Origin of the sequence: Spiribacter salilacus (genome assembly GCF_009649225.1) — a bacterium.
GTDB classification, from domain to species: domain Bacteria; phylum Pseudomonadota; class Gammaproteobacteria; order Nitrococcales; family Nitrococcaceae; genus Spiribacter; species Spiribacter salilacus.
Map to the genome: position 1 here is coordinate 71,339 of NZ_WJPP01000002.1, position 26,124 is coordinate 97,462.

The 26,124-nt window shown below is 53.4% G+C and carries 21 protein-coding genes and 1 riboswitch; of the genes, 3 read left to right on the forward strand and 18 right to left on the reverse strand.

The features are described 5' to 3' along the window. The first annotated feature begins 95 nt into the window (after positions 1 to 95). From recC to recD, 3 genes are read left to right on the forward strand one after another with little or no spacing between them, the layout of a single operon-like run. Positions 96 to 3,503, forward strand: coding sequence for an exodeoxyribonuclease V subunit gamma (gene recC / locus GH984_RS03510; protein WP_153718833.1), 3,408 nt, complete (start codon positions 96 to 98; stop codon positions 3,501 to 3,503). Continuing rightward, the gene (gene recB / locus GH984_RS03515) at positions 3,496 to 7,092 is read left to right on the forward strand and encodes an exodeoxyribonuclease V subunit beta (RefSeq protein ID WP_153718834.1); all 3,597 of its coding nucleotides are present in this window, start codon (positions 3,496 to 3,498) and stop codon (positions 7,090 to 7,092) included. Before recC ends, recB begins: the two co-directional genes overlap by 8 nt. Further along, positions 7,082 to 8,914, forward strand: a complete 1,833-nt coding sequence (gene recD / locus GH984_RS03520) for an exodeoxyribonuclease V subunit alpha (protein ID WP_153718835.1) — start codon at positions 7,082 to 7,084, stop codon at positions 8,912 to 8,914. Before recB ends, recD begins: the two co-directional genes overlap by 11 nt. On the opposite strand, the gene GH984_RS03525 is transcribed toward recD, so the two are convergent. The 18 genes from GH984_RS03525 to mutL all read right to left on the reverse strand — a co-directional run bounded on the left by GH984_RS03525 (position 8,850) and on the right by mutL (position 26,121). After that, positions 8,850 to 10,106, reverse strand: coding sequence for a D-amino acid dehydrogenase (locus tag GH984_RS03525; protein ID WP_153718836.1), 1,257 nt, complete (start codon positions 10,104 to 10,106; stop codon positions 8,850 to 8,852). The two genes, recD and GH984_RS03525, sit on opposite strands and share 65 nt — an antisense overlap. A 155-nt stretch (positions 10,107 to 10,261) precedes the next feature. After that, positions 10,262 to 10,364: riboswitch (glycine riboswitch) on the reverse strand. 15 nt (positions 10,365 to 10,379) lie between these two features. Beyond that, the gene (locus tag GH984_RS03530; RefSeq protein ID WP_153718837.1) at positions 10,380 to 11,189 is read right to left on the reverse strand and encodes a cobalamin-binding protein; all 810 of its coding nucleotides are present in this window, start codon (positions 11,187 to 11,189) and stop codon (positions 10,380 to 10,382) included. Further along, the gene (locus GH984_RS03535) at positions 11,186 to 11,881 is read right to left on the reverse strand and encodes a DUF3320 domain-containing protein (RefSeq protein ID WP_172973155.1); all 696 of its coding nucleotides are present in this window, start codon (positions 11,879 to 11,881) and stop codon (positions 11,186 to 11,188) included. The genes GH984_RS03530 and GH984_RS03535 overlap by 4 nt, the downstream gene beginning before the upstream one ends. A 1-nt stretch (position 11,882) precedes the next feature. Next, complete coding sequence (locus GH984_RS03540) at positions 11,883 to 12,830, reverse strand: hypothetical protein (RefSeq protein WP_153718839.1); 948 nt, start codon at positions 12,828 to 12,830, stop codon at positions 11,883 to 11,885. Between the two features lie 12 nt (positions 12,831 to 12,842). Continuing rightward, positions 12,843 to 13,226 (reverse strand): DUF423 domain-containing protein, encoded by a 384-nt coding sequence (locus tag GH984_RS03545; RefSeq protein ID WP_153718840.1) that lies wholly within the window; start codon positions 13,224 to 13,226, stop codon positions 12,843 to 12,845. 43 nt (positions 13,227 to 13,269) lie between these two features. Continuing rightward, complete coding sequence (locus tag GH984_RS03550) at positions 13,270 to 15,027, reverse strand: ABC transporter transmembrane domain-containing protein (RefSeq protein ID WP_369691953.1); 1,758 nt, start codon at positions 15,025 to 15,027, stop codon at positions 13,270 to 13,272. After that, positions 15,023 to 15,382, reverse strand: coding sequence for a bactofilin family protein (locus GH984_RS03555; protein ID WP_153718842.1), 360 nt, complete (start codon positions 15,380 to 15,382; stop codon positions 15,023 to 15,025). Before GH984_RS03555 ends, GH984_RS03550 begins: the two co-directional genes overlap by 5 nt. Then, a complete protein-coding gene (locus GH984_RS03560) occupies positions 15,372 to 16,439 on the reverse strand; it encodes a M23 family metallopeptidase (protein ID WP_172973156.1) in 1,068 nt (355 codons plus the stop codon). The genes GH984_RS03555 and GH984_RS03560 overlap by 11 nt, the downstream gene beginning before the upstream one ends. Continuing rightward, on the reverse strand, positions 16,429 to 16,851 hold the full coding sequence (locus tag GH984_RS03565; protein ID WP_153718844.1) for a bactofilin family protein: 423 nt from the start codon (positions 16,849 to 16,851) through the stop codon (positions 16,429 to 16,431). The genes GH984_RS03560 and GH984_RS03565 overlap by 11 nt, the downstream gene beginning before the upstream one ends. Positions 16,852 to 16,949: 98 nt before the next feature. Further along, positions 16,950 to 18,242, reverse strand: coding sequence for an adenylosuccinate synthase (locus tag GH984_RS03570; RefSeq protein ID WP_153718845.1), 1,293 nt, complete (start codon positions 18,240 to 18,242; stop codon positions 16,950 to 16,952). A 13-nt stretch (positions 18,243 to 18,255) separates the two neighbouring features. Beyond that, on the reverse strand, positions 18,256 to 19,446 hold the full coding sequence (locus GH984_RS03575; protein WP_153718846.1) for an ATP phosphoribosyltransferase regulatory subunit: 1,191 nt from the start codon (positions 19,444 to 19,446) through the stop codon (positions 18,256 to 18,258). A 23-nt stretch (positions 19,447 to 19,469) separates the two neighbouring features. Beyond that, positions 19,470 to 19,655, reverse strand: coding sequence for a DUF2065 domain-containing protein (locus tag GH984_RS03580; protein WP_153718847.1), 186 nt, complete (start codon positions 19,653 to 19,655; stop codon positions 19,470 to 19,472). A gap of 5 nt (positions 19,656 to 19,660) precedes the next feature. Next, a complete protein-coding gene (hflC, locus tag GH984_RS03585) occupies positions 19,661 to 20,539 on the reverse strand; it encodes a protease modulator HflC (protein WP_153718848.1) in 879 nt (292 codons plus the stop codon). After that, a complete protein-coding gene (gene hflK / locus GH984_RS03590; RefSeq protein WP_153718849.1) occupies positions 20,540 to 21,799 on the reverse strand; it encodes an FtsH protease activity modulator HflK in 1,260 nt (419 codons plus the stop codon). 30 nt (positions 21,800 to 21,829) lie between these two features. Further along, positions 21,830 to 23,212, reverse strand: a complete 1,383-nt coding sequence (gene hflX, locus GH984_RS03595) for a ribosome rescue GTPase HflX (protein WP_369691954.1) — start codon at positions 23,210 to 23,212, stop codon at positions 21,830 to 21,832. Beyond that, positions 23,190 to 23,441 carry an RNA chaperone Hfq gene (gene hfq, locus GH984_RS03600; protein ID WP_153718850.1) on the reverse strand — a complete coding sequence of 84 codons (252 nt, stop codon included), beginning with the start codon at positions 23,439 to 23,441 and terminating at the stop codon, positions 23,190 to 23,192. Before hfq ends, hflX begins: the two co-directional genes overlap by 23 nt. 32 nt (positions 23,442 to 23,473) lie before the next feature. After that, the gene (miaA, locus tag GH984_RS03605) at positions 23,474 to 24,421 is read right to left on the reverse strand and encodes a tRNA (adenosine(37)-N6)-dimethylallyltransferase MiaA (protein ID WP_369691924.1); all 948 of its coding nucleotides are present in this window, start codon (positions 24,419 to 24,421) and stop codon (positions 23,474 to 23,476) included. Next, the gene (gene mutL / locus GH984_RS03610) at positions 24,421 to 26,121 is read right to left on the reverse strand and encodes a DNA mismatch repair endonuclease MutL (protein ID WP_153718852.1); all 1,701 of its coding nucleotides are present in this window, start codon (positions 26,119 to 26,121) and stop codon (positions 24,421 to 24,423) included. Before mutL ends, miaA begins: the two co-directional genes overlap by 1 nt. Positions 26,122 to 26,124: the final 3 nt, after the last annotated feature.

A 26,124-nucleotide genomic window follows, 5' to 3' on the forward strand; every position in this document is an offset into this window, starting at 1 on the left:
GAGGCGGGTCACATTAACCCCTGTGATTGGATAGCGACACACGCTGTCGGGGCGACGCGGTATATTGTGAAAAGAGGGTCATAAGAGTGAATGGAATGAGCAAAACGGGACTGGCAGTTATCCACAGCAACCGAATGGAGATGTTGCGCGATGTTTTGGTGACATGGCTCACGCAAAATCCGCTGCCGCCCCTTGAGCAGGAAACCGTTTTGGTGCAGTCCAATGGCATGGCGCAGTGGCTCAAACTTGCGCTGGCAGCACCGGCCACGGCTGCAACGCCAGGCTGCGGTATTGCTGCTGGCCTGCAAACACGCCTGCCTCAGTCTTTTCTTTGGCAAGCCTATCGCGCGGTTTTAGGCTCTGATCTGATTCCAGAAAAATCACCGTTTGAGAAACAACGGCTGCAATGGCGTATCTTTCGGTTACTGCCCGAATTATTAAAAACCGACCCAGCGGTTTTTGCGCCCTTAACGCAATTTTTAAAAACAGACCCCGATCAGCGCAAACAACATCAACTGGCCTATCATCTGGCCGATCTGTATGACCAATATCAGGTTTATCGCCCTGATTGGTTAATCGATTGGTCAAAGGGCATGACGCAAGACTTAGAAGCAGACCAGCAATGGCAGGCTGCGCTTTGGGCTGCCTTGAATGAGGAGATTACTGCGACGGGAGGCACCCTGTCGCGTCCAGCCATCCAACAGCAGTTTATTGCTCAGTTAAACCAAGCAGAACCCGGAGAATTTTCTGCGCTGCCCCGTCGCTTAGTAGTTTTTGGGATCACCTCCTTGCCCCGCCCTGTGCTAGAGGCTTTGCATGCCTTATCAAACCACTGCCAAATCTTGCAGTTTGTGCAAAACCCGTCAAACCAGTATTGGGCTGATCTTGTTGAAGAACGAGAACTTCTAAAGGTGGCCACACCGAGACACCCACGCAAAAGTGGCACTGTAAGCCATCCATTATTGGCGGCATGGGGCAAGCAAGGTTCTGACTTTATTCAGCTATTGGAGCAATACGACACCCCTGAGGCCTATCGGGGCCAATTCGAAACCATTGACCCTTTCGACCCGCCCGTTAGTGAACATAAAGACAGGCAAACCATGCCTTTGCTAACCCAAATTCAGCAGGATATTTTTGATTTAACTCCGCTACCGGAGCCTGATAAGAAAAGGCCATTAAATACCGATCGATCCATTCGATTCCATCGCGCGCACAGCCGGCAGCGGGAAGTTGAGATTCTGCATGATCGGCTATTAGATGCCTTTGAACATGCGCAAAGCAAAGGCAAACCACTACGCCCGCGAGATATCATTGTCATGGTGCCTGACATTGATCGATACGCACCGGCCATTGAAGCAGTCTTCGGCACACTCGAGCCCACAGATCCACGCTATATCCCGTATAGCATCGGTGATCGCCGAACCCGCGCTGAAGCACCTATTGCCGCGGCATTCGAAAAACTTACCGATCTACCCAACGCGCGGCTGACACTTGGTGAGGTATTGGATTTACTCGAAGTCCCGGCGTTTCGGCAGAAATTCGGTCTTCAAGAACATGATCTGCCCATTCTAAAGCGCTGGTGTGAAGATGCCGGCATACGCTGGGGGCTAGACAGTACACAACGTCAGGCGGCGAATCTCAACGCGGCTTTCGAGCAAAACGCCTGGCGTTTTGGCCTGCAGCGAATGCTGTTGGGGTATGCCGTTGGCGCAGGACAAGCTTGGGAGGGCATCGAACCCTATTCAGAAATAGGCAGCCTAGATGCTGCGCTGCTCGGCCCCCTCAAGCAGTTATTAGACACCCTTGATACGCACCTTACCGCGTTTAGGCAACCGGGGCGGCCACTGGAGTGGGTACAACGCATCGAAGCGCTTTTGAGCGATTGCTTTGATTTGCAAAACACCGAAGCGCTAGAACTGGAGGGGCGAGTTGTTTCCGCAATGCAAAACTGGCTTACCGCCTGCGACGAAGCCGAGTTTAATGACGCCATTCCGCTAACCATTGCGCGTGATAGCTGGCTTAAAGCCCTAGAAGAGGAAGGACCAGCACAGCGCTTTCTGGCTGGACGAGTGAATATTTGCACACTCATGCCGATGCGCAGCATCCCCTTTCGTATTGTTTGTTTGCTGGGCATGAACGATCGTGATTATCCGCGCACTCAGGCTCCGTTAGATTTTGACTTAATGGCCATCAGCAAAAAACGCCGTGCGGGCGATCGATCTCGCCGCGATGATGATCGTTATCTCTTTCTCGAAGCACTTCTCTCAGCTCGCGAGCATCTGCATATCAGCTGGGTAGGCCGTAGCGCGCGAGATAATACGGTGCAGCCGCCCTCAGTGCTCGTCAGTCAGTTACAAGACCATATTGATCGTGGATGGAAAATCGATCATCCACTTATCGTCGATCACCCCCTGCAACCATTTAGCAGTCGGTACACTAACCAAGACGAGTACTTTACTTATGCAGATGAGTGGCAAGTCGGCGCTGATGATCAGGCTAACAACAGACCACTGCCACAGCCGACGCTCTCCGCAGCGCAGAGCGTTAGCATGGGCAATTTGCACCATTTCTTACGCAATACAGCCGCGCATTTTTTCAGTGAACGCCTCAAGCTGCGATTTGATGAGGCCGGCAACTCACTGCCAGAGCATGAACCTTTCGACCTAGATGGCTTAGACTCATACGCCATTCAAAACGCGCTGCTTATGCCACTACAAGGGCAACACTTGCCCGACCAGCCCGCAGATGCCATTGAAGCGGCGGGGCAGCGATTGTTGCGTAGCGGCCAATTGCCCATCGCCAATCTCGGGCGGCTCACATTAAAAAACCTGCGCAGCCAAGCGCTTTGCGCTGCAGAGCGCTGGCAGACGGTACGTCAGGAATACCCCAACCCTAAGCCTCCCCAAGAACTCAATTTATCGCGCTGCATCAACTCAACTGTATTTATTATTGAAGACTGGACCGATGGGTTATTTTGCAACGCCGATGGGCAACTGGCGCGACTCGTTCTCAAAGCCGGAGATGTTACAAAAGGCAAAAACCCCCACTACCCAAAGCTAATTAACGACTGGGTACAACATTTGGTACTCAACGCCAGTGGCTTGAACGTCAGCAGTTGGATTGTTGGGCATAACGGGAAACATCATCTTTTACCAATGCCTATCGACACCGCACTAAACCATCTTGATTCAATACTTCAGGCATGGATAGTCGGTTTAGAGCAGCCGCTGCCACTGCCGATAAGAACGGTGTTTGCCTACCTCAGCCAAACGGCGCCGCTTACCCTCACCGAAGAGGCGCTCGCCAAAACTTACGAGAGTGGCCCTAAAAACACCGGCGAAGTGGACTACGCCGACAGCGGCGCTTGGCGGCGCAGCTTTCCAACTGCCGCGGCGTTACTTCAACCTAAGATGAACGAGCAAACGCTATTGGCTTTTTGGGGAGAGCGTCTTTTTCAGCCGCTGATCGACAATCTCAACACCGAGGGGGCGAAGCATGGATAAGCCACAGCCGCTGGATCCGCTAGCAGTTCCGCTCACTGGCCGCCATTTAATTGAAGCCAGTGCCGGCACCGGGAAAACCTATACGTTAACGGCCCTTTATTTGCGATTCATTTTGGGGCATGACCCCGCCAACCCGAGCCGTGAACCGCTTCTGCCACCCGATATTTTGGTTGTCACCTTCACTATCGCTGCCACAAAAGAGCTGAGCGATCGCATTCGTGGCCGATTAACCGAAGCGGCCGCCTGTTTTGCCGGCTATGCCACGCCCAACCCACAAGATGCCGTTCTTAACGGATTGCTTGATGCCTATCCCGCCGGCAAAACGCGCGAGCAATACGCAGCACACCTACAAGCGGCTGCAGACTGGATGGACGAAGCAGCCATTTACACCATTCACGGCTTTTGCCACCGCATGCTCACTCAGCATGCATTCAGTTCCGGCAGCCCGTTTGACCTAACGCTAAGCCCAGATGAGGCACTCATTCGGGACGAAGCGACAGCCGATTATTGGCGCGAACATTTCTACCCACTCTCTGAGCCTGCACTAGAGACAGCGGGCGCGGCGGTATCACGCAAACCGCACGCACCCAAACTTTCATTAGACGTATTCCGCCAATCACTAAAGGCGCTAATGATAGGTGATGATGACCTCCCGCCCGCTCCCAATGAGCCACCTACTAACACGTTAGTAAAACAATCCGCGCAGTGGCATTCGGCCATTCAAGGGGTGCGCGATGCCCTTGAGCAGCTTGACGAATTTAATGTGGCTCTCGAAAAGGCGTGGGAAGATGGCGTGCTCAAGAAAAACTCGCCAAACCAAAAAACCTGGCGAGACAAAACATTGCCTGCGCTAAAGGCATGGCAAGCACAGCCCGATGTGCTGCTGCCCCCAGAAAAGGAACCTGATTTCTCCAGACTAACGCGTGATACCTTTAACAATGGCCTGCGGGTTAATCAAACGCTGCCGCGCAGCATTGCCGAACATCCGCTGCCGGCTGCCGTTGATCGATTTATTGAAGTCTGTGAGGCCCTGAAAGCCACCTCAGACAGTCTCTATGCCCATGCCATACAGTGGATTGACACCCGCATTCAACAAACCAAAGAACAGCGCGGGCTCATTGGCTATAACGACATGTTAACGCGGCTCTTAGATGCGCTAGAAAAACCCGCCGCGGGCACCTATCTAGCGCAAACCATTCGCGAGCAGTTTCCGGTGGCACTCATTGATGAGTTTCAGGATACAGACCCCGAGCAATACGGTATTTTTCGCGCAATTTATCCACAAACCGATTCGCCATCACACAGCTTATTTTTAATTGGTGACCCTAAACAGGCCATCTACAGCTTTCGGGGTGCAGACCTTGAAACCTATCTGACTGCCGCTGACGAAGTATCGGAAAAATGCCGTCATACCCTCAACCGTAACTATCGCTCTTCGGCCGCAATGGTATCGGCAACCAATACTTTGTTTAACCAATCGCCAAGCGCACCCAATCAGTTTCTTCAGCCAATGATCCGTTTTTATGAGGTGGAGCACGCCGAGCAAAAAACCCAATTTGAGGTCAACGGCCAACCGCACCCTGCTATGACAATTTGGCAGCATTTACCGGCGCTGAACCAGAAAGATTTTAAAAACCTCATGGCCGCGCACTGTGCCGAGCAAATCGATTATTTGTTAAACGCCGGGGCATCGGGTCAGACAGGGTTTATGAAACAAGGCGCTTTCAAACCCCTGCAGGCGGCGGATATCGCGATTTTGGTTCGCAACCACATTGACGCAGATATTGTGCGCCAGGCACTGCAGCGCCGAGGGCATCGATCAGTATTTCTGTCAGATCGAGACAATGTGCTGAAAACACCGCAAGCGCATGATGTGTTGAGCTGGCTCAATGCGATGGCACAACCCGGCTCTGAGCGCCGCGTTCGTACCGCCATCGGCACGGCTTCTTTAAATTACCGCTGGGCTGAGCTGCATGACATGTTTACCAACGACGCTCGTTGGGAGACGTTATTAGAGGCTTTTTGGGGTTATTCCCGCCTTTGGCAACAACGCGGCGTTCTACCGGCGCTGCGCCGCTTAATTTACGACCATCAAGTTGCTCAGCGGCTTGGTTCCCAACCCGATGGCGAGCGGCAACTGAGTAACATTCTACAAATTAGCGAGGTACTGCAAGAGGCGGCGGTTACCCTCGATGGACCTGCCGCCCTAATTCGTTGGCTTAACGAACAGATGAGCCAAAGCGACCAAGCCACGCCTGCCGATGAACAAATTCTGCGTTTAGAAAGCGATGCTAACCTGATTCAGGTGGTAACGATCCATAAATCCAAAGGCTTAGAATACCCCCTCGTTTTCCTGCCCTTAATCGGCGGCGACAAACAAAGTGCTAACGACGCCGAGCAGGCTGAGGCATTACGGCTGTTATACGTGGCAACCACGCGTGCAGTGCATGCCTGCTGGCTTGGTCTCGCCACCGTCAAATCACTACAAAAAACCGCGATTGGGCACATCCTCGGCTGCCAATCTGAGCCAGACTCTGAAAATCTGAGGGCTCTGCTCGATGCGCTGGCAGCAAAAGATTCAAACATTCAGCTGAAGTCAGTTCCTGACGCAACTCCTACCCCTACTGCTTATGCAGGCATTACCACGCCGGAAGAAACCCCTAATAGGGCCATTGCACGGGAGTTTAAATCGAGCCCGCCACAGGCAGAGCGTTGGTGGATTGCCAGTTATAGTGCCTTAATTGAAGATGGACCAAGAGCGTGGACACCGGGCAGCGCCGAGGAAGATCGCTTTATTGAAGAAACACAAAACACCGCACCAACAACCAAGAGTGATAGGCCAAAGGAAGGCATACATTCACTGCCCAGCGGGCCTGCCACTGGCACATTTATGCACCAATTGTTGCAGGGCTTAGCGGAGGCAAACTTCCCCACACCGGAGCAGACCGATTTTCAGCGCACGCTTAGGCCGAAGCTGCGCAGCCGGCGCTGGCAGGAACACGATCCATTAATCACTGAGTGGTTAGCACAACTCACCACCACGCCATTATCCATTGGCACTGATACACCATGCCGTTTAGTAGACTTTAATTCGGGTGAGTTTATTGCTGAATTTGAATTCTTGATTAGCGTGGCTGCTGTACGGGCTAGCCAAATTGATCAGCTGATACGCCAGCATACCGTTGGCGGCGTGAGTCGGCCTGCGTTGGGCGAAGCAACACTGCATGGGATGTTAAAGGGCTATATCGATCTGATTTTCGTGCATAACGACCAGTACTTCGTGCTCGACTATAAATCAAATGTGCTGGGCAGCAGCGATCAGGATTATGACCCAACCTCATTAAAAGACGCCGTGCTCAGAAAACGCTACGACGCACAATACAGCCTCTACCTCTTGGCATTACATCGATTGCTGCGTGCACGCCTTGGCACGGAATATGACTACAACAAACACATCGGGGGCGCAGTCTGTCTCTTTTTGCGCGGCATTAATCACCCTGATCACGGCGTTTTTAAAGATCAACCAGATCGCGCGCTCATCGAAGGGTTAGATCAACTGCTCACAGGAGAAATCACGGATGTTGCCTGAGCGCCTTAAGGAATGGGTTGAAAATGAAACGGTACGCAGTACCGATGCAGCGTTTGCCGCGCTACTTGCCGAGCAAGGGGGTGAAACTGATGAGACCGTATTACTCCTCGCAGCCATTGTGAGCCGCCAAGTAGGCGATGGCCATATCCGCTTAAATCTGACAAACATTCAGCCCACGGGAGAAGCGCCTCTAAGCTGGCTTGCCAGTCTTAACCCGGCAGATTTAGAAAAAAAGCTTTCCGAATCATCAATCGTGCAAACAACATTGAATACCGGCACACAGCCGCTGGTGTGGGATAAGCCTTACCTATATTTGCGCCGATACTGGGCTAATGAACAACTGATTAAAGCCGCTCTTAATGAGCGACTGCGGGCGCCGCCCATTGAAATATCCGATTTACGCGAACGGCTGGATCATTTATTCCCATTTACGAATGAACAGCCTGATTGGCAGCGTGTGGCCTGTGCCTTAGCCAGCCGCTCTCGCTTTACGCTCATTACCGGAGGGCCGGGTACCGGCAAAACGCATACCGTACTGCGCATCTTAGGGTTGTTGCAGGCCGTGCGTTATGACACGCACCCCAACCAGCCGCTGCGCATCCGACTTGCCGCCCCTACCGGAAAGGCCGCCGCACGGCTTGGCGAATCAATCAGCGCCGGGATTGACGCCCTGCCGCTGCCCGAAGCGGTGCGACAAACCATTCCACAAGAGCCTACGACTTTGCACCGACTGCTAGGGCCACGCCCAAATAGCCGGTTGTTTCAGCACAATCGGCAAAATCCTTTGCATGCTGATGTGGTTGTGGTTGATGAAGCGTCAATGATTGATCAGGAGATGACCGCTCGGTTACTGGATGCATTGCGCGCGGAAACCATCCTCATTTTAATCGGTGATAAAGACCAATTAGCGGCCGTAGAGGCCGGGGCGGTATTAGGAGAGCTTTGTGAGGGCGCAGATGATGGTAACTATTCAAAGGCCACTTGCGCTTGGTTAACTAAGGCCTCTGGCGATGATGTTAGCCCATGGCAAAGTGATAACGGCACCGATTTACAACAACACATTGTCAAACTGCGCAAAAGCCATCGCTTTAATCACAGCAGCGGTATTGGCGCCTTAGCCGAGGCAGTTCGCCTCGAGCAAGGCGCACGGTTAACTGAACTGCTTCAAGACGATGACACCAGCACGGGGCTACTCGAACTCCGTCACCCCCTTGATAACCGGCTTGAAACTGCTGCCTTAGCGGGCTATCGCGGCTATTTAGAAACGCTGGCTCAAAAGCGCCCCGGTGAAAGTGACTACGCGCAACTAACAGCATGGGTTCGTGAAGTACTGAATGCTTTTAATCAGTATCAAGTGCTAGCGGTTATTCGTAATGGCCCGCTGGGGGTTAACGGCCTGAATGAGCGTATTGCAAAACGCCTTGCCGCAGAAGGCCTTATTAGTAAGGGCCAGGGTTGGTTTGAGGGCAGACCCGTTATGGTCACACGAAACGATTATGAGCTTGGGCTAACGAATGGTGACGTGGGTATTTGCTTGTCCGTTCAGCTGCCTGATGAGAAAGAGCCGCGTCTACGCGTTGCCTTTGAGCAATCCAATAATCGCGTGCGGCTCTTTCTTCCCAGTCAGCTTGAAACGGTGGAAAGCGTTTTTGCAATGACCGTGCATAAGTCGCAGGGCTCAGAATTTAACGATGTTCTCGTTGTTTTACCTGAAACCATGCCCCCTCAACATCGCCGAGAGGTGCTGTACACCGCCATTACCCGTGCGCGCGCTTCAAGCTGGATTGCCCAACTACCGAGTCCCCTGCCTCACTTTGGCTAACGATGGTTTCGGCAATTTGCTCGGCGGTAATTGCGGATAACGTCCAGCCTAAATGACCATGCCCGGTGTTATAAAAAACACCACTGCGGCGGCCACTGCCCACGCGCGGCATCATATCCGGCATCATCGGGCGCAGCCCCGCCCAAGGGATAACGCGCCGGGTGCTGACCTGAGGGAAAAGCTCGGCCACCCAATCAACTAGCGGCTGAATACGATCGGCACGTATATCGCGGTTATAGCCATTAAACTCTGCGGTGCCCGCCACCCTGAGGCGATTAGCTCCGAGACGGCTGGTGACCAGTTTGGTTTCGTCATCCAAAAGGCTCATCCAAGGGGCCCCTGCTTGAGATGCCTCATCTTCAAGCTCCACGGTAATCGAATAACCTTTTACCGGATAAACGTTCAGCCGATCGCCGAGCTTGGCTGCCAGCGCACGACTTCCTACTCCAGCAGACACCACAACTCCATCAAAGGATTCTTGGCCTTCTTGGGTTTTAATCCATGGACCACTGGCCGAGACGCCAACATCAAGAATTTCGGTGTTGTACCGCATCTGCGCGCCACGTTGCTCCGCCGCTTTGGCTAAGCCTATGGTGAATTCATGAATATCACCCGTCGCGTCTGTTTCGGTGTAAAACCCGCCGTAAAACTCACCCGCCAAATTCGGCTCAATTTTACGCATTTCCTCAGGTCCAACCGGCTCGCGGACTAACCCACCATCTGCGAGAAGCTTGGTGACCTCTGCGGCATGATCGAAGCCTTTTTTATCTCGGTAAACATGCAAAATGCCACGCCGCTCAAGGCTAAAATCAATACCCTCTTCGGCCGCCCATCCATACAAATGATCACGGGCAGCAATGGCTAGCCGGGCCGTTTCGGTCGTATTTTGTTTGTACTGCCTTGTTGCCGCCACAAATTCGGCAAGCCAGCTTAGCTTGTGCCAAGAGGGTTTGGGGTTAACCAACAATGGGGCATCTGCCCGAAGCATCCAGCGCAACCCTTTAAAAATTGTTGGCCAGTGATTCCAAACCTCACCATTGGAGGCAGAGATTTGCCCCCCATTTGCGTAGGAGGTTTCCATTGCCGCGTAGCGTTGACGCTCAAATAAGGTAACCGTAAAGCCGCGCTTGGCTAATGCGTAGGCGGTGGTCACGCCCGTAATGCCGCCACCGATAACTGCGATATTCTGCATCGTTGATCTCCGAATTAGGTCGTATGGCACTATCCGTGCACATGCACGGGTCGTACCCCTTCCGTCCTGGTGCCTGAGAGATTCATAAAAGACCTAGCGGCCTTTTATTTGCTCCTTCGGCGAGTCGTCTAAGCGACTGCTTTTCGGAAATTTCAAACATGACAGCGGTCCGTGTGCCTGAGAGATTCCGGGGTCGTTGCTCCTTCGGCGCCTACCTTAGCCGTGTGCTAATGCGTAGAACTCTCCCGCTGTCAGGTCTCTAGAGTAACTGCTCTACCTGGCAAAACGCAACGCCACCTCTTTAATGATGCACTGCAACGCATCAAGCCCGTCGGTTAACGCAGCCGGCCCTGGCTGCAAAATTAACGGTGATTTGATTTCATACAGCGCATCGCGCTGAACCGCCGGCACATCAGCAAGAATTGGATCAGAATAAAGCCGCTCAGGACGAAATTTCTTACCACACCAAGACCCAACAATAACCTCTGGTGATCGGGCGGCGACAACGCCTGAATCGGAAATAATTCGGCTGGCAGCATCAGGCGCGCGCGCAAGATCACTAAAACAATCCTGCCCGCCAGCTATTTCAATCAGCTCACTCACCCAGCGAATCCCGCAGATCTGTGGATCATCCCATTCTTGGAAGTAAACCCACGGGCGGTAGGGCAATGCACGCCCTGCTTCCGCAACTGATTCAATATGAGCTTGTAACGACTCGATAAGCTCAGCGGCCGCTACCGTGGCCTCTACCATCGCACCTAAATGGCGAATCATGGTTAAGATGCCCGCCACCGTGCGCTGATTAAAGACATGAACCTCAATGCCTGCGCGAATCAAATCGGCGGCAATATCGGCCTGCAAATCAGAAAAACCTAGAACCAAATCAGGCGATAGATCAAGAATGCGATCAAGTTTGGCCGAGGTAAATGCCGATACTCGAGGCTTTTCTTTACGCGCGCGCGCCGGGCGCACCGTAAATCCAGAGATACCCACAATACGATCGGCCTGCCCTAGCAAATACAGGGTTTCTGTCGTCTCTTCCGTTAGGCAAACGATCCGTTGATAGCCTGCCGTTGTGCTCATCGAAGGAATGCCTTTTTACCCACCGCCACGTTGCCATTATCAATTACCAGCATCTCAAGCGCATACAAACGTGAAAGTGGTTTTTGCAGCTGGCTTCGCGCACGCTCGGTAAAGCGGATAAATCCAATGTTATGAAGTCCCGTGTTCATAATGGAATCTTCGTCAGTCAGCCTGTCATCAAACACGGCGCGAAACAGCGCGAGCATCAGCTCAGCATCACTAACGTATTCAAGCTGACGCGTTTTATCTGGCGCTGTGCGCCAATCACGATACGGTGGCACCAACATTTGCTCTGCGTAAGCCACCCTGCCCCCATCGAAATTAATCTCATTAATAGCCTGCAGCTGTGCTTGAATCCTTGCCCGAATACGTCGCCCCAGACGCTTTATACCGGCTGCCTCCAACAGCCGGTCGGCCAACACATCAAAATGCACAGGCCCCTCAGTAGCCACCACTTGTTCGATAGCCGCCGTTAACGCAGCATCGGGTATATCAGCAAAGTCCCGAAAGCCAGAAAGGCCCAACTGTGCGGGATCAACAGCATGATAAGGCGTTATGGCACTGACCCGCGGCTGCCACTCCGTTGCTGGCTTTAAACGCCCGGGGTGTGATGCCTCACTGCTTGCGGCTGGATCTGCCTGACGAATCAACATCTCATGCAGCCAGACCACCTGATCAAAACCCGGTGTCATCTCACTCACCCTCAATTGCGAAGTCCACAGCAAAAATCTCGGCAAGAAGATCGATCATTTCATCTTGCAGCACGGTGCGGGGGCCACTGGCCAGACAGGCGTCATCTAAAGATAGCAGCGCCTCACTTTTAAACCCCGTATCTGCGCGCGCTGCTAATGCCACGGCAAGCTGCTGCATCACCCCAAGGACAGCCAAGGGATCATCAACCCGCGCATTCAGCCAACCCACGATTTGCGTGCCCGCAACAGTCATGTCATCAAGCAAAGCATGCTCGACAGCCGTTTGCGGCTTAGGCATGCCTAATTCATTGGGTTGGAACTGCGTTTGCCCGCGGCCTAGCGCTGTGACTATAAAAACCAGCCCCGCAAAAAGATCGCGCGCTGGCTCCTGCGTCAAATCAACATTGAGTTGCTGTATCAGCGCCTCACCAACCGGTTTGACTTCATCCAATGCCAGACCGAGTCGCTCTTTGCTGTGCAACATTTGCACTACCGCATTGAGACCGCCAAAAATCATGCGTAGCGACGAGGCAACGGCCATCCAAACCAAATAAATCAGCTGCATGACAGCCGCTTTTTGGCCCCGCATCTGCACGCCAGCGATTTTGACCGAAGAGCGGCCCGGCTTTACCCAGTTAATGGCCCCAATAGGTGTTTTGGTAGAGACGGTGACGCCGGTTTTAGAGAGGTTAATGCGTGCGGCATCGGAACCGTAGCGACCACGCAAAATAAATCGCCCATTCTGCATAGCAATTTGCGTGTTTTTTGCAAGCCGAGTTGACAGGCGCAGACCATGCCGCGTGTTGCCGGTAATGTTGATACCGCCGGCTTTAACATGCGCACGAAGGGCCACACCACCTGTACGACTGACGCGCAGGTATCGTCCGGTATGCTCAATGCGTTTTTGGCGGCCGTCTTTGTCTTTCTCGCCAATTTTGAGAAAGCCCATGAGCCCGTTACCTTATCGTGCTGCTGACCAGCCTGCCCAAATAATAGCGGCCCAAGCCAACATTAACGTGACACCGCCCACTGGAGTGAAATAGGTAAGCGCGGGAATGCCGAGCATTACCGACAGATAAATACTCACGCTAAACAACACCGTACCCGCAAACATCAGCCATGCTGCCAGACGCAGGCGACGCCACGTGTCGGATGCAATCGGTGCAGCCAAGCCAAGCGAGAGAGCCAATAACACCACCGCGTGGACCTGGTTGTAACGAATAGCCGTCATCAAATAACGGAATGACTCGGCATCAACCCGCGGCTGCAGCGCATGCTCAGAAAACGCACCAAAGCCAACGGAGAGCAAACCGAGAGCACCAGCAAGCGCCAAAAAGGGGTACATAAGACCTCAGCAAATAACAGACCAAACAACTTGTAGTTTACCGCTATTGAAACTGAAGCGCAGCTAAGTGCGCATAAAGGGTATCGGATTGCGTTAGTGCCTCATGCGGACCAATGGCACGAATTCGGCCGGCTTCTAACACCGCAATCCGATCGGCATTACGCACAGTTGCCAGCCGATGTGCGATAACCACGCTAGTGCGGCCCGCCATCAGGCGCGCGAGTGCTATTTGTACATGCTCTTCACTCTCGGCATCTAAACTACTGGTTGCCTCATCAAGCAACAACAATGCCGGGTCTCGCAATATCGCTCGTGCAATGGCGATGCGCTGTCGCTGACCGCCAGAAAGCTGCAAACCACCTGGGCCAATATAGGTGTCCATTCCTTGCGGCAGCGCTGCAATGAATTCGCTGCAATTGGCATCAGCTGCAGCCGCTTGGAGGCGCTGATCACTCGCATCAGGATCGGCAAATCGAATATTATCGCGCACCGTACCGGTAAACAGCACGGGAGTTTGTGCGACCAGTGCCAGTCTTTGACGCAGATCTGCTGGATCTATCTCTCGCAAATCTACCCCGTCAAACAGCACCTGACCTTGGTCTGGATCATAAAATCGCAGCAACAAATTAATTAATGTGCTCTTACCGGCACCTGATGGCCCCACTAGCGCCAGCGTCTCTCCCGCTTTGACCGTTAATTCGATGTCCACCAGCGCGGGGGGCTCTGGCCGGGTGGGATAGCGATAGGTGACGCCCTTGAGGGTCACTTCGCCGCGGGCCGGCTGTGGTAGGGGTAGCGGATGCGCCGGGGCTTTTATTGCTGGTTCTGCATCCAGTAACTCAAATAGCCGCTCGGCCGCGCCTGAAGCGCGAAATAATTCGCCGGCAACCTCAGACAAAACACCAACTGCACCGGCAGCTAGCACGGCATAAAAAATAAACGCTGATAGCTCGCCTGCACTCATTGTGCCGGCCAACACCGCATGCCCCCCGCGCCATAGCACAAAGGCAACCCCAGTAAATGCGAGCAACAAGCCCAGCGCATTTAACCCCGCGCGCTGACGAATGCGCTGCACCGCAGCGCTAAACGCTGATTCCACTCGCGTCTGAAACGCCCTTTGGTCTTCGGTTTCGTGAACGAAGGCTTGAACGGTCTCTATGCCACCCAGCGTTTCACTGGCATAACTCCCCACATCGGCAATACGGTCTTGGCTGAGCCGTGAAAGTCGACGCACCCGTCGTCCATAAAACAGCATGGGCGCTACCACCACGGGAATGCCGGCAATCACAATCGCGCTAAGCCCGGGGCTGGTTATGATCAACATAACCAAAGTGCCAATCAATAACAGGACATTGCGCAGTGCCATCGAGAAAATTGAGCCCAGAACACTTTGTAGCAACGCGGTATCGGTGGTCATCCGCGATTGAATCTCGGCCACACCGTTGCGTAAATAAAATCCAGGCTCTAGCGTCAGTAGGCGAGAAAATACATCTTGCCTAAGATCGGCCGCCATCCGCTCGCCAATCCACATCACCCAATAAAAACGCAGGGCCGCAGCAGCTGCCATTACCACAACAACGCCCCCCACCAGCAATAGCGCCTGATCAAGGGCCGCGGCGGTGCCATCGGCAAAACCTCGATCGATGACCACACGAAGCCCCTGCCCAACGGCAAGCACGCTGCCGGCCGCAATTACCAGGGCTGCCCCAGCGATGAGCGCCTGCTTCCAGTACGGCCCTAAGTAGCCTGCTAACCGCAGTAATCCGGTGAGTTTTGGAAAAATCGTTGCCTTCAGGTTAATCCCTGCTTTCGCCTACCGAGATATCACCCTCTATTATTGCACCTGGCTGCAACTTGAGCGACTGGCAATTCACATCGCCACGTAAACTGGCGCTGTGAGTAATAGAGAGCTCGTTACAGCGAAGACTGCCCCGAAAACGACCCGCCAATGAAACAGAAAACGCGTCAATCTCTCCCTCAACTAATCCAGGCTGCCCCACCACCACCTGATCTGCAGTAACACGGCCCTCGACCGTGCCCTGTAAATGAATAGCGCCCGGTACCTGAATGTCTCCAGTAATCACAACACCCTCGCTTAAAATGGAGGGTCTTGTTTGGCTTCGAACAGGTGGCTCATCTTTTCTTTTATTGAACATTACGGGCCACCTCTAACATTGACCGCGGGTCAACATGCTGACCTGCAAATCGCACTTCGTAGTGCAGGTGCAACCCTGTTGTTCGGCCCGTGTCACCCATCACGCCAAGTGCCTGCCCTTTTTCGACAAATTCACCCTCTGCTACATCAATACGTTGTAGATGAGCGTAACGGGTTTCTACGCCTAACCCATGATCCACTACAACAAAATTGCCGTAGCGACCACGACGGCCTGCAAAGGTAACTTGCCCTGCACCCGCAGCTAACACGGTTCTGTCTTCATCAGACACCATATCAATGCCTCGATGCGGCACCACCTGACCGGTTATTGGGTGTTTGCGCATGCCAAATCCTGAGGTCATGCGCGCAGCAACCATGGGTTCTAAATCAGGCAAGTTAGCCCGAAACACATTAAGTTGTGCAATCTGCTCTAGCCGTTCGGCTGCATCTTGGGTGACATACCGATTAATGACTGCGCTAACGCCGTCATCCGCTCCTATCGGGGACCCAATTCTAGGCTCACTGGCCACGCTGGTAATAATATCCGGCAAGTCAATCCCGGTATTCTCAAACTCTTCTCCCAGCGACTCTAAATGCAGCGCCGCTAATGGCCGAGTAAACTCGGCATACAAGGAAAATGCCTCGTCCTGCGTTTCAATAAAACCCGCTACGCTGCTTAGGTCTGGCGTTGAGTTAGCACCTGCGGTTTGTGCCGCTGCTATCACTTGGTCTGCACTTTGGGATAGCTGCTGAAGCTGGTCTTGCGTTTGCGTTAAACGCACCCCAAGGGATGAATTACGCTGATTGAGCTGCAGGCTTTGCCCAAAAACCGTTAGCGCAATCGCTAATAAAGATGCAGAAATGAGGGTATAAATGCGCCGCTGCCGTCGCACTTTTTGAGCCTGCACTTGTTGGTATCGATCAATATCCTGCCGGCCGACCCAAACGTGTGAAACGCCTGTTTCGCTAGGGATTAAAAGCTGTACCGAGCCTTCTTCTGGCAATTGCTTATGGATATCAGCAAGCCAGATACCCGCATCATGGGAATTATGGCTCATTGTCATCCGTGTCTTCTGCTTGCGATGTTGAAAGACGGTCAATCAACTGCTCGGCATCAATATATCCAGCGGGCGCATTTTCTGTGGCCGGCGCGGAGTTTCTTAACACCCCGTCGATTCTTGCACCCGCTTCAATCTCAATGGTTTCGTACTCCACATCACCATGCACGGCAGCGGTTGAGCGCAACGCCAGTGTTTTTGCGACAACTTTTTCACTCACTTGGCCTTCAATATCAACATTTCGACCCTCAATACTGCCTTTAACGCAGCCAGTCGGCCCCACGCGAACATCATCGCCAAATGCATTACCGTGGATGGTGCCGTGTAAAGTAATAAGCCCGGGCGCTTCAACTTCACCGGTTAGGCTCACGCCTTCACCAACGATCAAGTTTTGTTTTTCAGAGGATTCCATATCTCACCTAGCGGTATACCGCCTTGAAGCCTAGATTAACCCACCATTACTATTAAGTAGTGAGTTTTCGTCAGCTTACCATGAGTATGGTAAATATTTTAAGCGAAAGGATGTCGCCTGATAATCGTCTCGTTTCTATCAGGGCCCGTAGAGATAATATCGATTGATACACCACACAACGTTTCGATACGTTCTAAATAATCACGTGCTTCGGCGGGTAAATCTTCATAGGTTTGAACGCCCACCGTTGAGCGTTGCCAGCCTGGCATTTCAACGTACTCTGGCTGACACTCGGCCAGTGCTTCAGCACCGGTTGGCAGCACATCGCTGCGCTGTGCCCCACAGCGATAGCCAATACAAATTCGCAGAACATCTAGCTCATCGAGCACATCGAGTTTTGTCATACATAACCCAGACAGGCTGTTAATCTCTACGGCACGCCGTAGCGCCACCGCATCAAACCAGCCACAGCGTCTTGGGCGGCCTGTGGTAGAACCAAACTCGTGACCTCGCTTAGCTAAATGCTCGCCAACCCCATCAGGCAGCTCAGTGGGGAACGGGCCGGCGCCAACCCGCGTGGTGTAGGCTTTGGTAATACCCAACACATAGTCGAGCTCTAGCGGCCCAATACCGGTACCCACAGCGGCAGCTCCGGCCGTGGTATTCGATGAGGTCACGTACGGGTAAGTACCCTGGTCAATATCCAGCAAGGTGCCCTGAGCACCCTCAAACAAAAGGTTATCGCTTGCTTTACGCCGCTCGATCAGTAGCCGACTAATATCGGCCACCATCGATTCGAGCTGCCCCGCCGCTTTAAGGCATTCTTCTAAGATGGCTTGAAAGTCTTGCCTTGCCTCACCATAGAACTTCTCAAGCACACAGTTGTGATAATCGACAAGCTCGCCGAGCTTTGCGGCAAGCCGCTCTCGATGAAACAGATCGCCAATTCTGATCCCGCGGCGCGCGACTTTATCTTCATAAGCCGGCCCGATGCCGCGGCCTGTGGTGCCAATTGCCGCTTTACCCCGCGCCTTCTCACGCGCTTGGTCAAGCGCAATATGAGAGCTCAAAATTACCGGGCAGGCCGGGCTAATACGAAGGCGCTCACGCGCAGGTACGCCTGAGGCCTCTAGCGCGGCAATTTCTTTAAGTAATGCTTCAGGCGAAATCACCACACCATTGCCAATCAAACACAACACATGCTGGCGCAGGATGCCCGATGGAATTAAATGCAAAACCGTTTTTTGCCCATCGATTACCAGTGTATGGCCGGCGTTATGACCACCCTGAAACCGCACCACCGTTGATACCCGATCGGTTAGCAAATCAACGACTTTGCCTTTACCCTCATCGCCCCACTGGGAGCCTATGACCACTACGCTTTTTGCCATCAGAAATCTCTCTTCAAACAGGCTTTACTTGCCAGCCTGCATCGGTTGTTAGGATCAGCTTTCGGTTACAACCCAGTGTGTCTGGCGTGAATTCGTGATCTGGCAACATCCAAATCACCACTTCGCCCTCTGCACGTAAATCCATCACCTTTTGTCGCAACTGCGCATCATCCTGCCATGGCGCAGCGATTGCGTTCTGACTGGGCGGCGGCGCATCGCTAAGTAATAGCAAGGCTTTCAGGTCTGTACTAAATCCGGTTGCTGCTCGCGCCCGACCAAATACCTCACCAATGCCATCATAGCGCCCGCCCCGCGCTAGCTCTTGTGCGCGACCAGAAACATAGGCAGCAAAAACTACACCGGTGTGATAACGATAGCCACGCAACTCTCCCAAATCGAAATGCAGGGTCACGTTGGGTAGCCAGCGCGATAGCGCATCTATGATCGCTGATAGATCGCTCAGTGCCTGCTGCACAGCGGATCCTGCACCTGCTAGGCGGGTTTTCGCCTCTTTAAGCACCTCGGGCCCACCATTGAGTGCCGGCAATGCCGTTATCCAGTCTCTTTGCTGATCGCCAATGGAAAGTTGGCTCAGCAACTCCTGTAAATCAGGCGCTGATTTACGCTGCAAGGCATCCCAAAGCCGTGTTTCGCTATCAGCCTCAAGCCCAGCATCTTCAACCAGCCCTCGAAAGATACCCACATGGCCTAAATCAATGTGGAGACTTTCAGCGCCGGCTGCCTGCAGCACCTGTACCATCAGCGCAATCACCTCCACATCGCTTTCCACCCCCGCATGCCCGTAGAGCTCTGCCCCCATCTGTAATGGGTTGCGAGAGTTACCGAGCCCATCTGGGCGAGTTTTAAGCACAGTACCGGTGTAGCACAGCCGAGTTGGGCCGTCTGATTTGAGCTGATGGGCGTCAATACGCGCTGCCTGCGGCGTGATATCTGCGCGCACCCCCATCATCCGCCCACTAAGCTGATCGGTCAGTTTAAAGGTATCGAGGTCTAGATCGTGGGCTGACCCAGAAAGCAGAGACTCAAGAAACTCAATGGCGGGCGGCATGATTTGTTCATAGCCCCAAAGTGCACAGATTTTAAGCACGGCTTGCCGAAGCTGCTCAAGCTGTTTAGCTGCAGGCGGCAGTACCTCTTCAATCGCATCCGGCAATAACCATGCGCTTTGCTTACCAACATGCATTTTATTTACCCCCCCTAAACGACTCAGCGAACCAGGTATAACAGCAAAAGCCCGGCAAGCATGGTCATAAGGCCGGTCATGCGCAAGGCCTTATCGTTGTTTTGCACAATACTAAACAGCGCTTTACGCATTGTTCGGGGGCTCAAAAAAGGGAGGATCCCCTCAATAATCAACAGCAGCGCAAAGGCTGTGAGGAGATCCTGAATCATCAATACTACTCGATAATCAAATCATCGAGCTGGTCAAAGTAACGGAAAAACTCTGAATTGGGCGAGAGCACCAGCAGGTCTTCTTTACTGCTGAAGGTACTTTCATAAGCCTGAAGACTGCGCTTAAAGCGATAGAACTCGGGCTCTGCCTGAAAGGCGCGGGCGTAAATTGCCGTTGCCTGGGCATCTGCCTCACCGCGACGCTCTTCAGCCTCTCTACGCGCACCCGCTAAGATCTCAGAGCGCCGGCGATCGGCAGCGGAGCGAATACGCTCTGCCTCTTCCTGCCCCTCGGCCCTGAACTCACGTGCTACCCGCTCACGAGCCGCAACCATGCGGTTGAAGACTGACTCACTCACGCCCTCTGGCAAATCAACGCGCTTGATTCTGACATCGAGCACCTGAATGCCCAACGACTGGCCTGCTTCACCAGCTGCCTCGGTGAGGATGGTCATAATGTCGGCGCGATCACCTGAGATCACATCTTCCACCCGGCGTTTACCAAACTCGTTACGCAACCCATCACGAATAATTTCAGACAGGCGCAAATTCGCTTGGCGCGGGTCTGCACCTACCGTGATGTAATACTGAGACACATCATTCACACGCCACTTAACAAACGAATCGACGATCAAGTTTTTCTGCTCTATGGTCAAAAAGCGTTGAGCATCCTCATCGAGTGTTTGCACCCGTGCGTCAATTTTACGCACGTTGTTCACAAACGGAATCTGAAAATACAGCCCCGGTGTGAAGTCATCACGCACCACTTCACCAAGCCTGAATTTAATCGCCCGCTCGGTTTCGTGCACGGTAAACGTTCCGAACGTTACGCCCACCGCCGCTAGTACAACAAAAACGATAATTAAAGGTGTAAACCGGTTCATTTAGCGGGTCTCCCGTGTTCTTAAACGGCTACTGGCCGTTGTATCGGTGCCCTGAACACCGCTCGAACTAAAGCTCGAGGCGTTATTCGACGACATCCCTTGAGTCGACTCATCACCGCTTGGTGCCGCAGACTGACGAATCATCCGCTCCAGCGGTAAGTACATCAGAGGCGCGTTGTCCTCGACATCAATCAGGACTTTGCCACTGCGGCCCAACACACGCTCCATCGTATCGAGATAAAGCCGATCACGCGTTACCGCCGGCGCCTTTAGGTACTCAGCCAATTGTTGGGAAAATCGGCTAGATTCACCCTCGGCTGCCTGCACAATCCGCGCTTGATAGGCGAGAGAGTCCTCAAGAATTCTCGCTGCCTCACCTTCAGCACGCGGGATAATTTCATTACGGTAGGCTTGTGCCTGATTAATCAGCCGCTCCCGGTCTTCTCGCGCACGAATGGCGTCTTCAAAGGCGCCCTGAACCTGCTCGGGTGGCTGCACATCCTGAATGATTACTTCAATCACTTGGATGCCCGCCTGATACAACGCCAGGCCTTCGTTAATTAGAGACTGCGTATTCTGCGCCACATCAGCTCGGCCTTCGGTCAGAATAAAATCCATCTCCCGCTTGCCAATCGTTTCGCGAAGCGCACTCTCGGTCAGCTCCTTGAGCGTTTGCTCAGGATCGACAAAGTTGAACAAGAAATCTTCTGGGTCTGATACCTGATACTGCACCGCAAGCTGCACGTTAACAATGTTCTCATCTTGAGTAAGCATCAGTGCTTCGCTCAAAATGGGGCGTGCCTGCTGAGCCGTAACGGCCTGATAACCTACTGTAACCGTGCGGCGCGTAGCCACATCAACCCGCTCTGTTGCTTCCACCGGATAGGGAATATGCCAATGCGGCCCGGGCATTGAGATACGCTCAAATTCACCAAATCGGGTAACAACGCCGCGTGTACCCTCATCAACAATATAAATGCCGGAGGCAAGCCAGCCCAAAACGACCAGCCCGACGATTAGCATCACGCCCTTGGCGCTAGGGCCGCCAGCGCCGCCACTGCGCTCGCCATTGTTGCCACCAAAGCCACCGCCTTGGCCAGAGCGCTTACCGCGCGCGCCAAATAATCCAGCAAGGCTTGCCTTTAATTTGCGGATAACCTCGTCTAAATCGGGCGGGCCTTGATTGCCGCGACCCCCACCGCCGGCGCCACCGCCGCTCCATGGGTCACGATTATTCCCGCCAGGTTCATTCCACGCCATTGTGTTCTCCAGTGTGATAGCCGGTAGATTCTAAAGAGCCGCCACCCCTGCCGGCAACCCGGAGGCTGCAAACGGCATTAGCTCTGCATTAAGTCCTTCGTGCTGATAAAGACGATCCAGCTCCCGCCTTGGTAACTCAACAGCCAGCCGAATATGACCCTCGGCTGTGAGCTCCTCTCCTAAAACATCACCTAATTCGTAGAATTTGGCACGCAAACGGCCCGCCGTGGCAGGCAGCACAATCACGCCTCTTGCCTGATCATCGCTAACCCGCTCTGCAATGGCTTGAAGCAGAAGATCAAGCCCCTCACCCGTTATCGCAGATAACCAAACAGCGATAATGCAACCATCATCATCACGCTCTATACGAGGCGGTAGATCACGTCGATCAATCTTATTATAGACGCGCAGCTGCGGCACAGATTCTGCGCCCAGCGCTTTTAATACCGATTGTACCTCACGCGCGTTATCTTCTCGCGCTGGATCTGACGCATCAACAACATGAATCAACAAATTCGCCTCAACCACCTCTTCTAGCGTCGAGCGAAATGCGGCAACTAGCTGCGGCGGCAGATCTCGAATAAATCCGACGGTATCAGCCAAAATGGCCGCTTCACCGCCCGCTAATTCAATACGTCTGAGTGTGGTATCAAGCGTGGCAAACAATTGATCAGCCGCATACACGCCAGAGTCTGCAATGCGATTAAACAAAGTTGATTTACCCGCATTGGTGTATCCCACTAACGAAACCGCTGGCAGATCACGCCGCCGCCGCGCCTTGCGCCCCTGGTCACGCTGGCTTCGAACGCGTGCCAAACGCCGCTCAAGCTGACCAATTCGAATATTGAGCATGCGGCGATCCATCTCGAGCTGTGTTTCGCCAGGCCCCCTTAAGCCAATGCCGCCTTTTTGCCGTTCTAAATGAGACCAACCCCGCACCAACCGGCTGGCAATATGCCGCAGTTGTGCTAGCTCTACCTGCAATTTACCTTCGTGGGATCGTGCGCGCTGCGCAAAGATATCTAAAATCAAGCCGGTTCGATCGAGCACACGACACTGCAGTGCTCGCTCAAGATTACGTTCTTGTACCGGGCTCAAGGGATGATTAACCAGCACCAAGTTTGCCTCAGCCGCCTGCACTTGATCTCGCAGCTCCTCGACCTTGCCAGCACCCAAATAGGTGCGGGCGTCTGGCCGGCGCCGACGCCCAGTTACTCGATCAACAATACAAGCCCCCGCTGATTCGGCAAGTGCCTCAAATTCCGCTAGCGCCTCAGCAACATCAACAACGCCATCATCCAGCTGCACTAGAACGGCTCGCTCACCGCCATCAAACCTTTCAAAAAGATTGGCAGCGCTGGTAGTAGCCGCAGCGTTTGCAACCCCCGGCTCAGTCTTCGTCTGAGTCGTGATCTCGCTCCTCCTGCAACAATGTTCTAATGTTGCGGGCTGGCACGATCGTTGAGATCGCGTGTTTATAAACCATTTGGCTGATCGTATTCCGCAGTAAAATCACAAATTGATCAAACGACTCAACATGCCCCTGTAACTTAATTCCATTGACAAGAAAAATCGAAACCGGGATTTTTTCCTTGCGAAGGGCGTTCAGGAAAGGCTCCTGTAGCGATTGCCCTTTGGACATTAATTCTGCTCCTTAATTGTTATTTCTCTTCACTAAACTAGCATGCCAGACAAATATTGCCGACATTGTTTTTGCACCGCGTCATCTACCGCATCTACCCAGTTTACATCGGCTTCACGACGTAACCATGTCAGCTGCCGTCTTGCGAGCTGTCGGGTGGCAGCAACCCCCCGAAACTTAAGCTCTTCTTTCGTCACGCCCCCGGCTAAATAATCCCATACTTGGCGATAGCCTACGGCGCGCATCGATGGCAAATCTGCATGTAATTGATACTTTTCTTGTAACGCTCTCACCTCATCTACTAAGCCGGCCTTAAGCATTGTTTCAAACCGATTGGCGATATTTTGGTGTAACTGCTGCCTATCTGATGCTGCTATACCGATTTTGACTAAAGACCAAGCGTTTTGTTCCCCCTTCATCTGAGTTCGCAACACACTCAGAGGCTGACCTGTGAGTCGATAGACTTCTAAAGCCCGCTGAATTCGCTGTGCATCATTGGGATGTAGACGCGCTGCGGTTTGAGGGTCGACCTCGGCTAACTGTTGATGCAATGCGGGCCAGCCTTCCTGCGCTGCCTCAGCATCAATCGCCTGTCGTGTGGTTACATCTGCCGAAGGCAAGGCTGACAATCCCTCAAGCAGTGCCGAGAAATATAATCGTGTGCCACCAACTAAAAGGGGAATGCGGCCGGCCGCATGGCTTTGCATAATCAACGCCTGCGCGTCTTTGGCAAACTCAGCCGCTGAATAGGGCTGATCTGGATCACGAACATCCAATAATGCGTGCGGTACCTGCTGCTGCAATGCCGGTGTTGGCTTTGCCGTGCCAATGTCCATACCTCGATACACCATTGCAGAATCTACGCTAATGATGTCAAACGGCCCCTGATCATGCAGCCACACGGCCAGATCCGTTTTACCCGTAGCCGTTGCCCCCATCAGACAGACCACAGGGGGTTTAGAGAACGTCACCTGACTCACTAACGCCCTCGCAAAAAGAGCCGATCCAACTCTGCCATCGGGAGCTCTACCCATGTTGGTCGACCATGATTACACTGATCAATATTCGGCGTCTGCTCCATTTCGCGCAACAGCGCCTCCTGCTCAGCTGGCATTAACCGACGATTTGCCCTAACCGATCCATGACAGCCCATGGTTCCTAAGCGCGCTAACATTCGCGACTCAATCGGTGCATCCGATTGCGACTTTGTCAGATCACTCAACACGTCGCGCACCAATGCCGCCGGATCTGCATCGGCCAGCAACGCGGGCACACCCCTAATCTGCAACGCCTGCGGCCCACTGCGCTCTACATCCAGCCCAAGGTCTGACAGCGTCTGCTGCTGCTCTTCAGCCAAATCCGCCTCGGCGGGCGTTACCTCAACGACCGCCGGCACCAGCAAAGGCTGCAGTGCAATACCACTAGCCAGATATTGTTTTTTTAATTTTTCATAAACGATGCGCTCATGCGCGGCATGCATATCGATCAAAATTAATCCGGCAGCCGACTCAGCTAATAAATAAACCCCATGAATTTGCGCTACCGCATGCCCCAAACGCGCGGTGGAATAGACAGCGGCCGCCTCTTGCACCGGAAACGGCCGCATTGCGGGTCGTGATGGCGGGGGCGCCGCCCATGCTGAACTCGCCATCGGCGCTGGGGCCGATGCCAGGGCGGGTTGCTCCGCAGACGCTCCACCCTGGCTCAATGCACGGGCCACTTGCCGATGCAGAAAGTCAAACACCAAGCCTGATTCGCGAAATCGCACCTCATGCTTTGTCGGATGAACATTCACATCGACCTGCGCCGGATCTATTTGCAACTGCAGCACATAGGCAGGAAACCGGTCTTTAAACAATACATCAGCATAAGCGCGCCGCAGCGCCTGTGTTACCAACCGGTCGCGAATCATCCGCCCGTTCAAATACACATACTGCAGATCGGCCTGCCCCCGCGCGGCAACAGGCAAGCCCAACCAGCCACTTAATCGTAACCCGGCCGCATCAACATCAATCGCAAGCGACTCTTTTAAAAACGCATCACCCAATACGTCTTTAATACGATTTGCGGCCAAACCATCGCCCTGAGCAGGAAAATGCATCAACCGCTTTCCGTTATTCAGCAGCTCAAAACCCACATCGGGCCGACCTAACGCAATACGTCGCAAAAGCCCCTGGATATGACGCAACTCGGTTTTCTCTGCCCGTAAAAATTTACGGCGCGCGGGCACGGAGTGAAACAAATCGCGCACCTCAACACTGGTACCCACCGGATGGGGCGCTGGCACTGGCATTTCACCGAGGCCGGCTTTTAGTGTTAATGCATGGTCTGCTTCTGCAGACCGAGAGGTAATCTGCAAATTAGACACCACAGCAATGCTCGCCAAGGCTTCGCCCCGAAAACCTAGGCTTGCGATATGCTCAAGATCCGCCAAGGCGGCAATTTTGCTGGTGGCGTGGGATTCAACCGCAAGTAAAAGATCATCAGCATCCATGCCCCGCCCATCATCTCGCACCTTAATGAGCCGAGCGCCGCCAGTTTCCACTTCAATATGTATAGCGCGTGCACCCGCGTCTAGCGCGTTTTCGAGCAGTTCTTTGAGTACGGATGCGGGCCGCTCGATGATTTCTCCAGCAGCGATCTGATTGACTAAATCCGGCGACAAACGTTGGATGGGCATGGA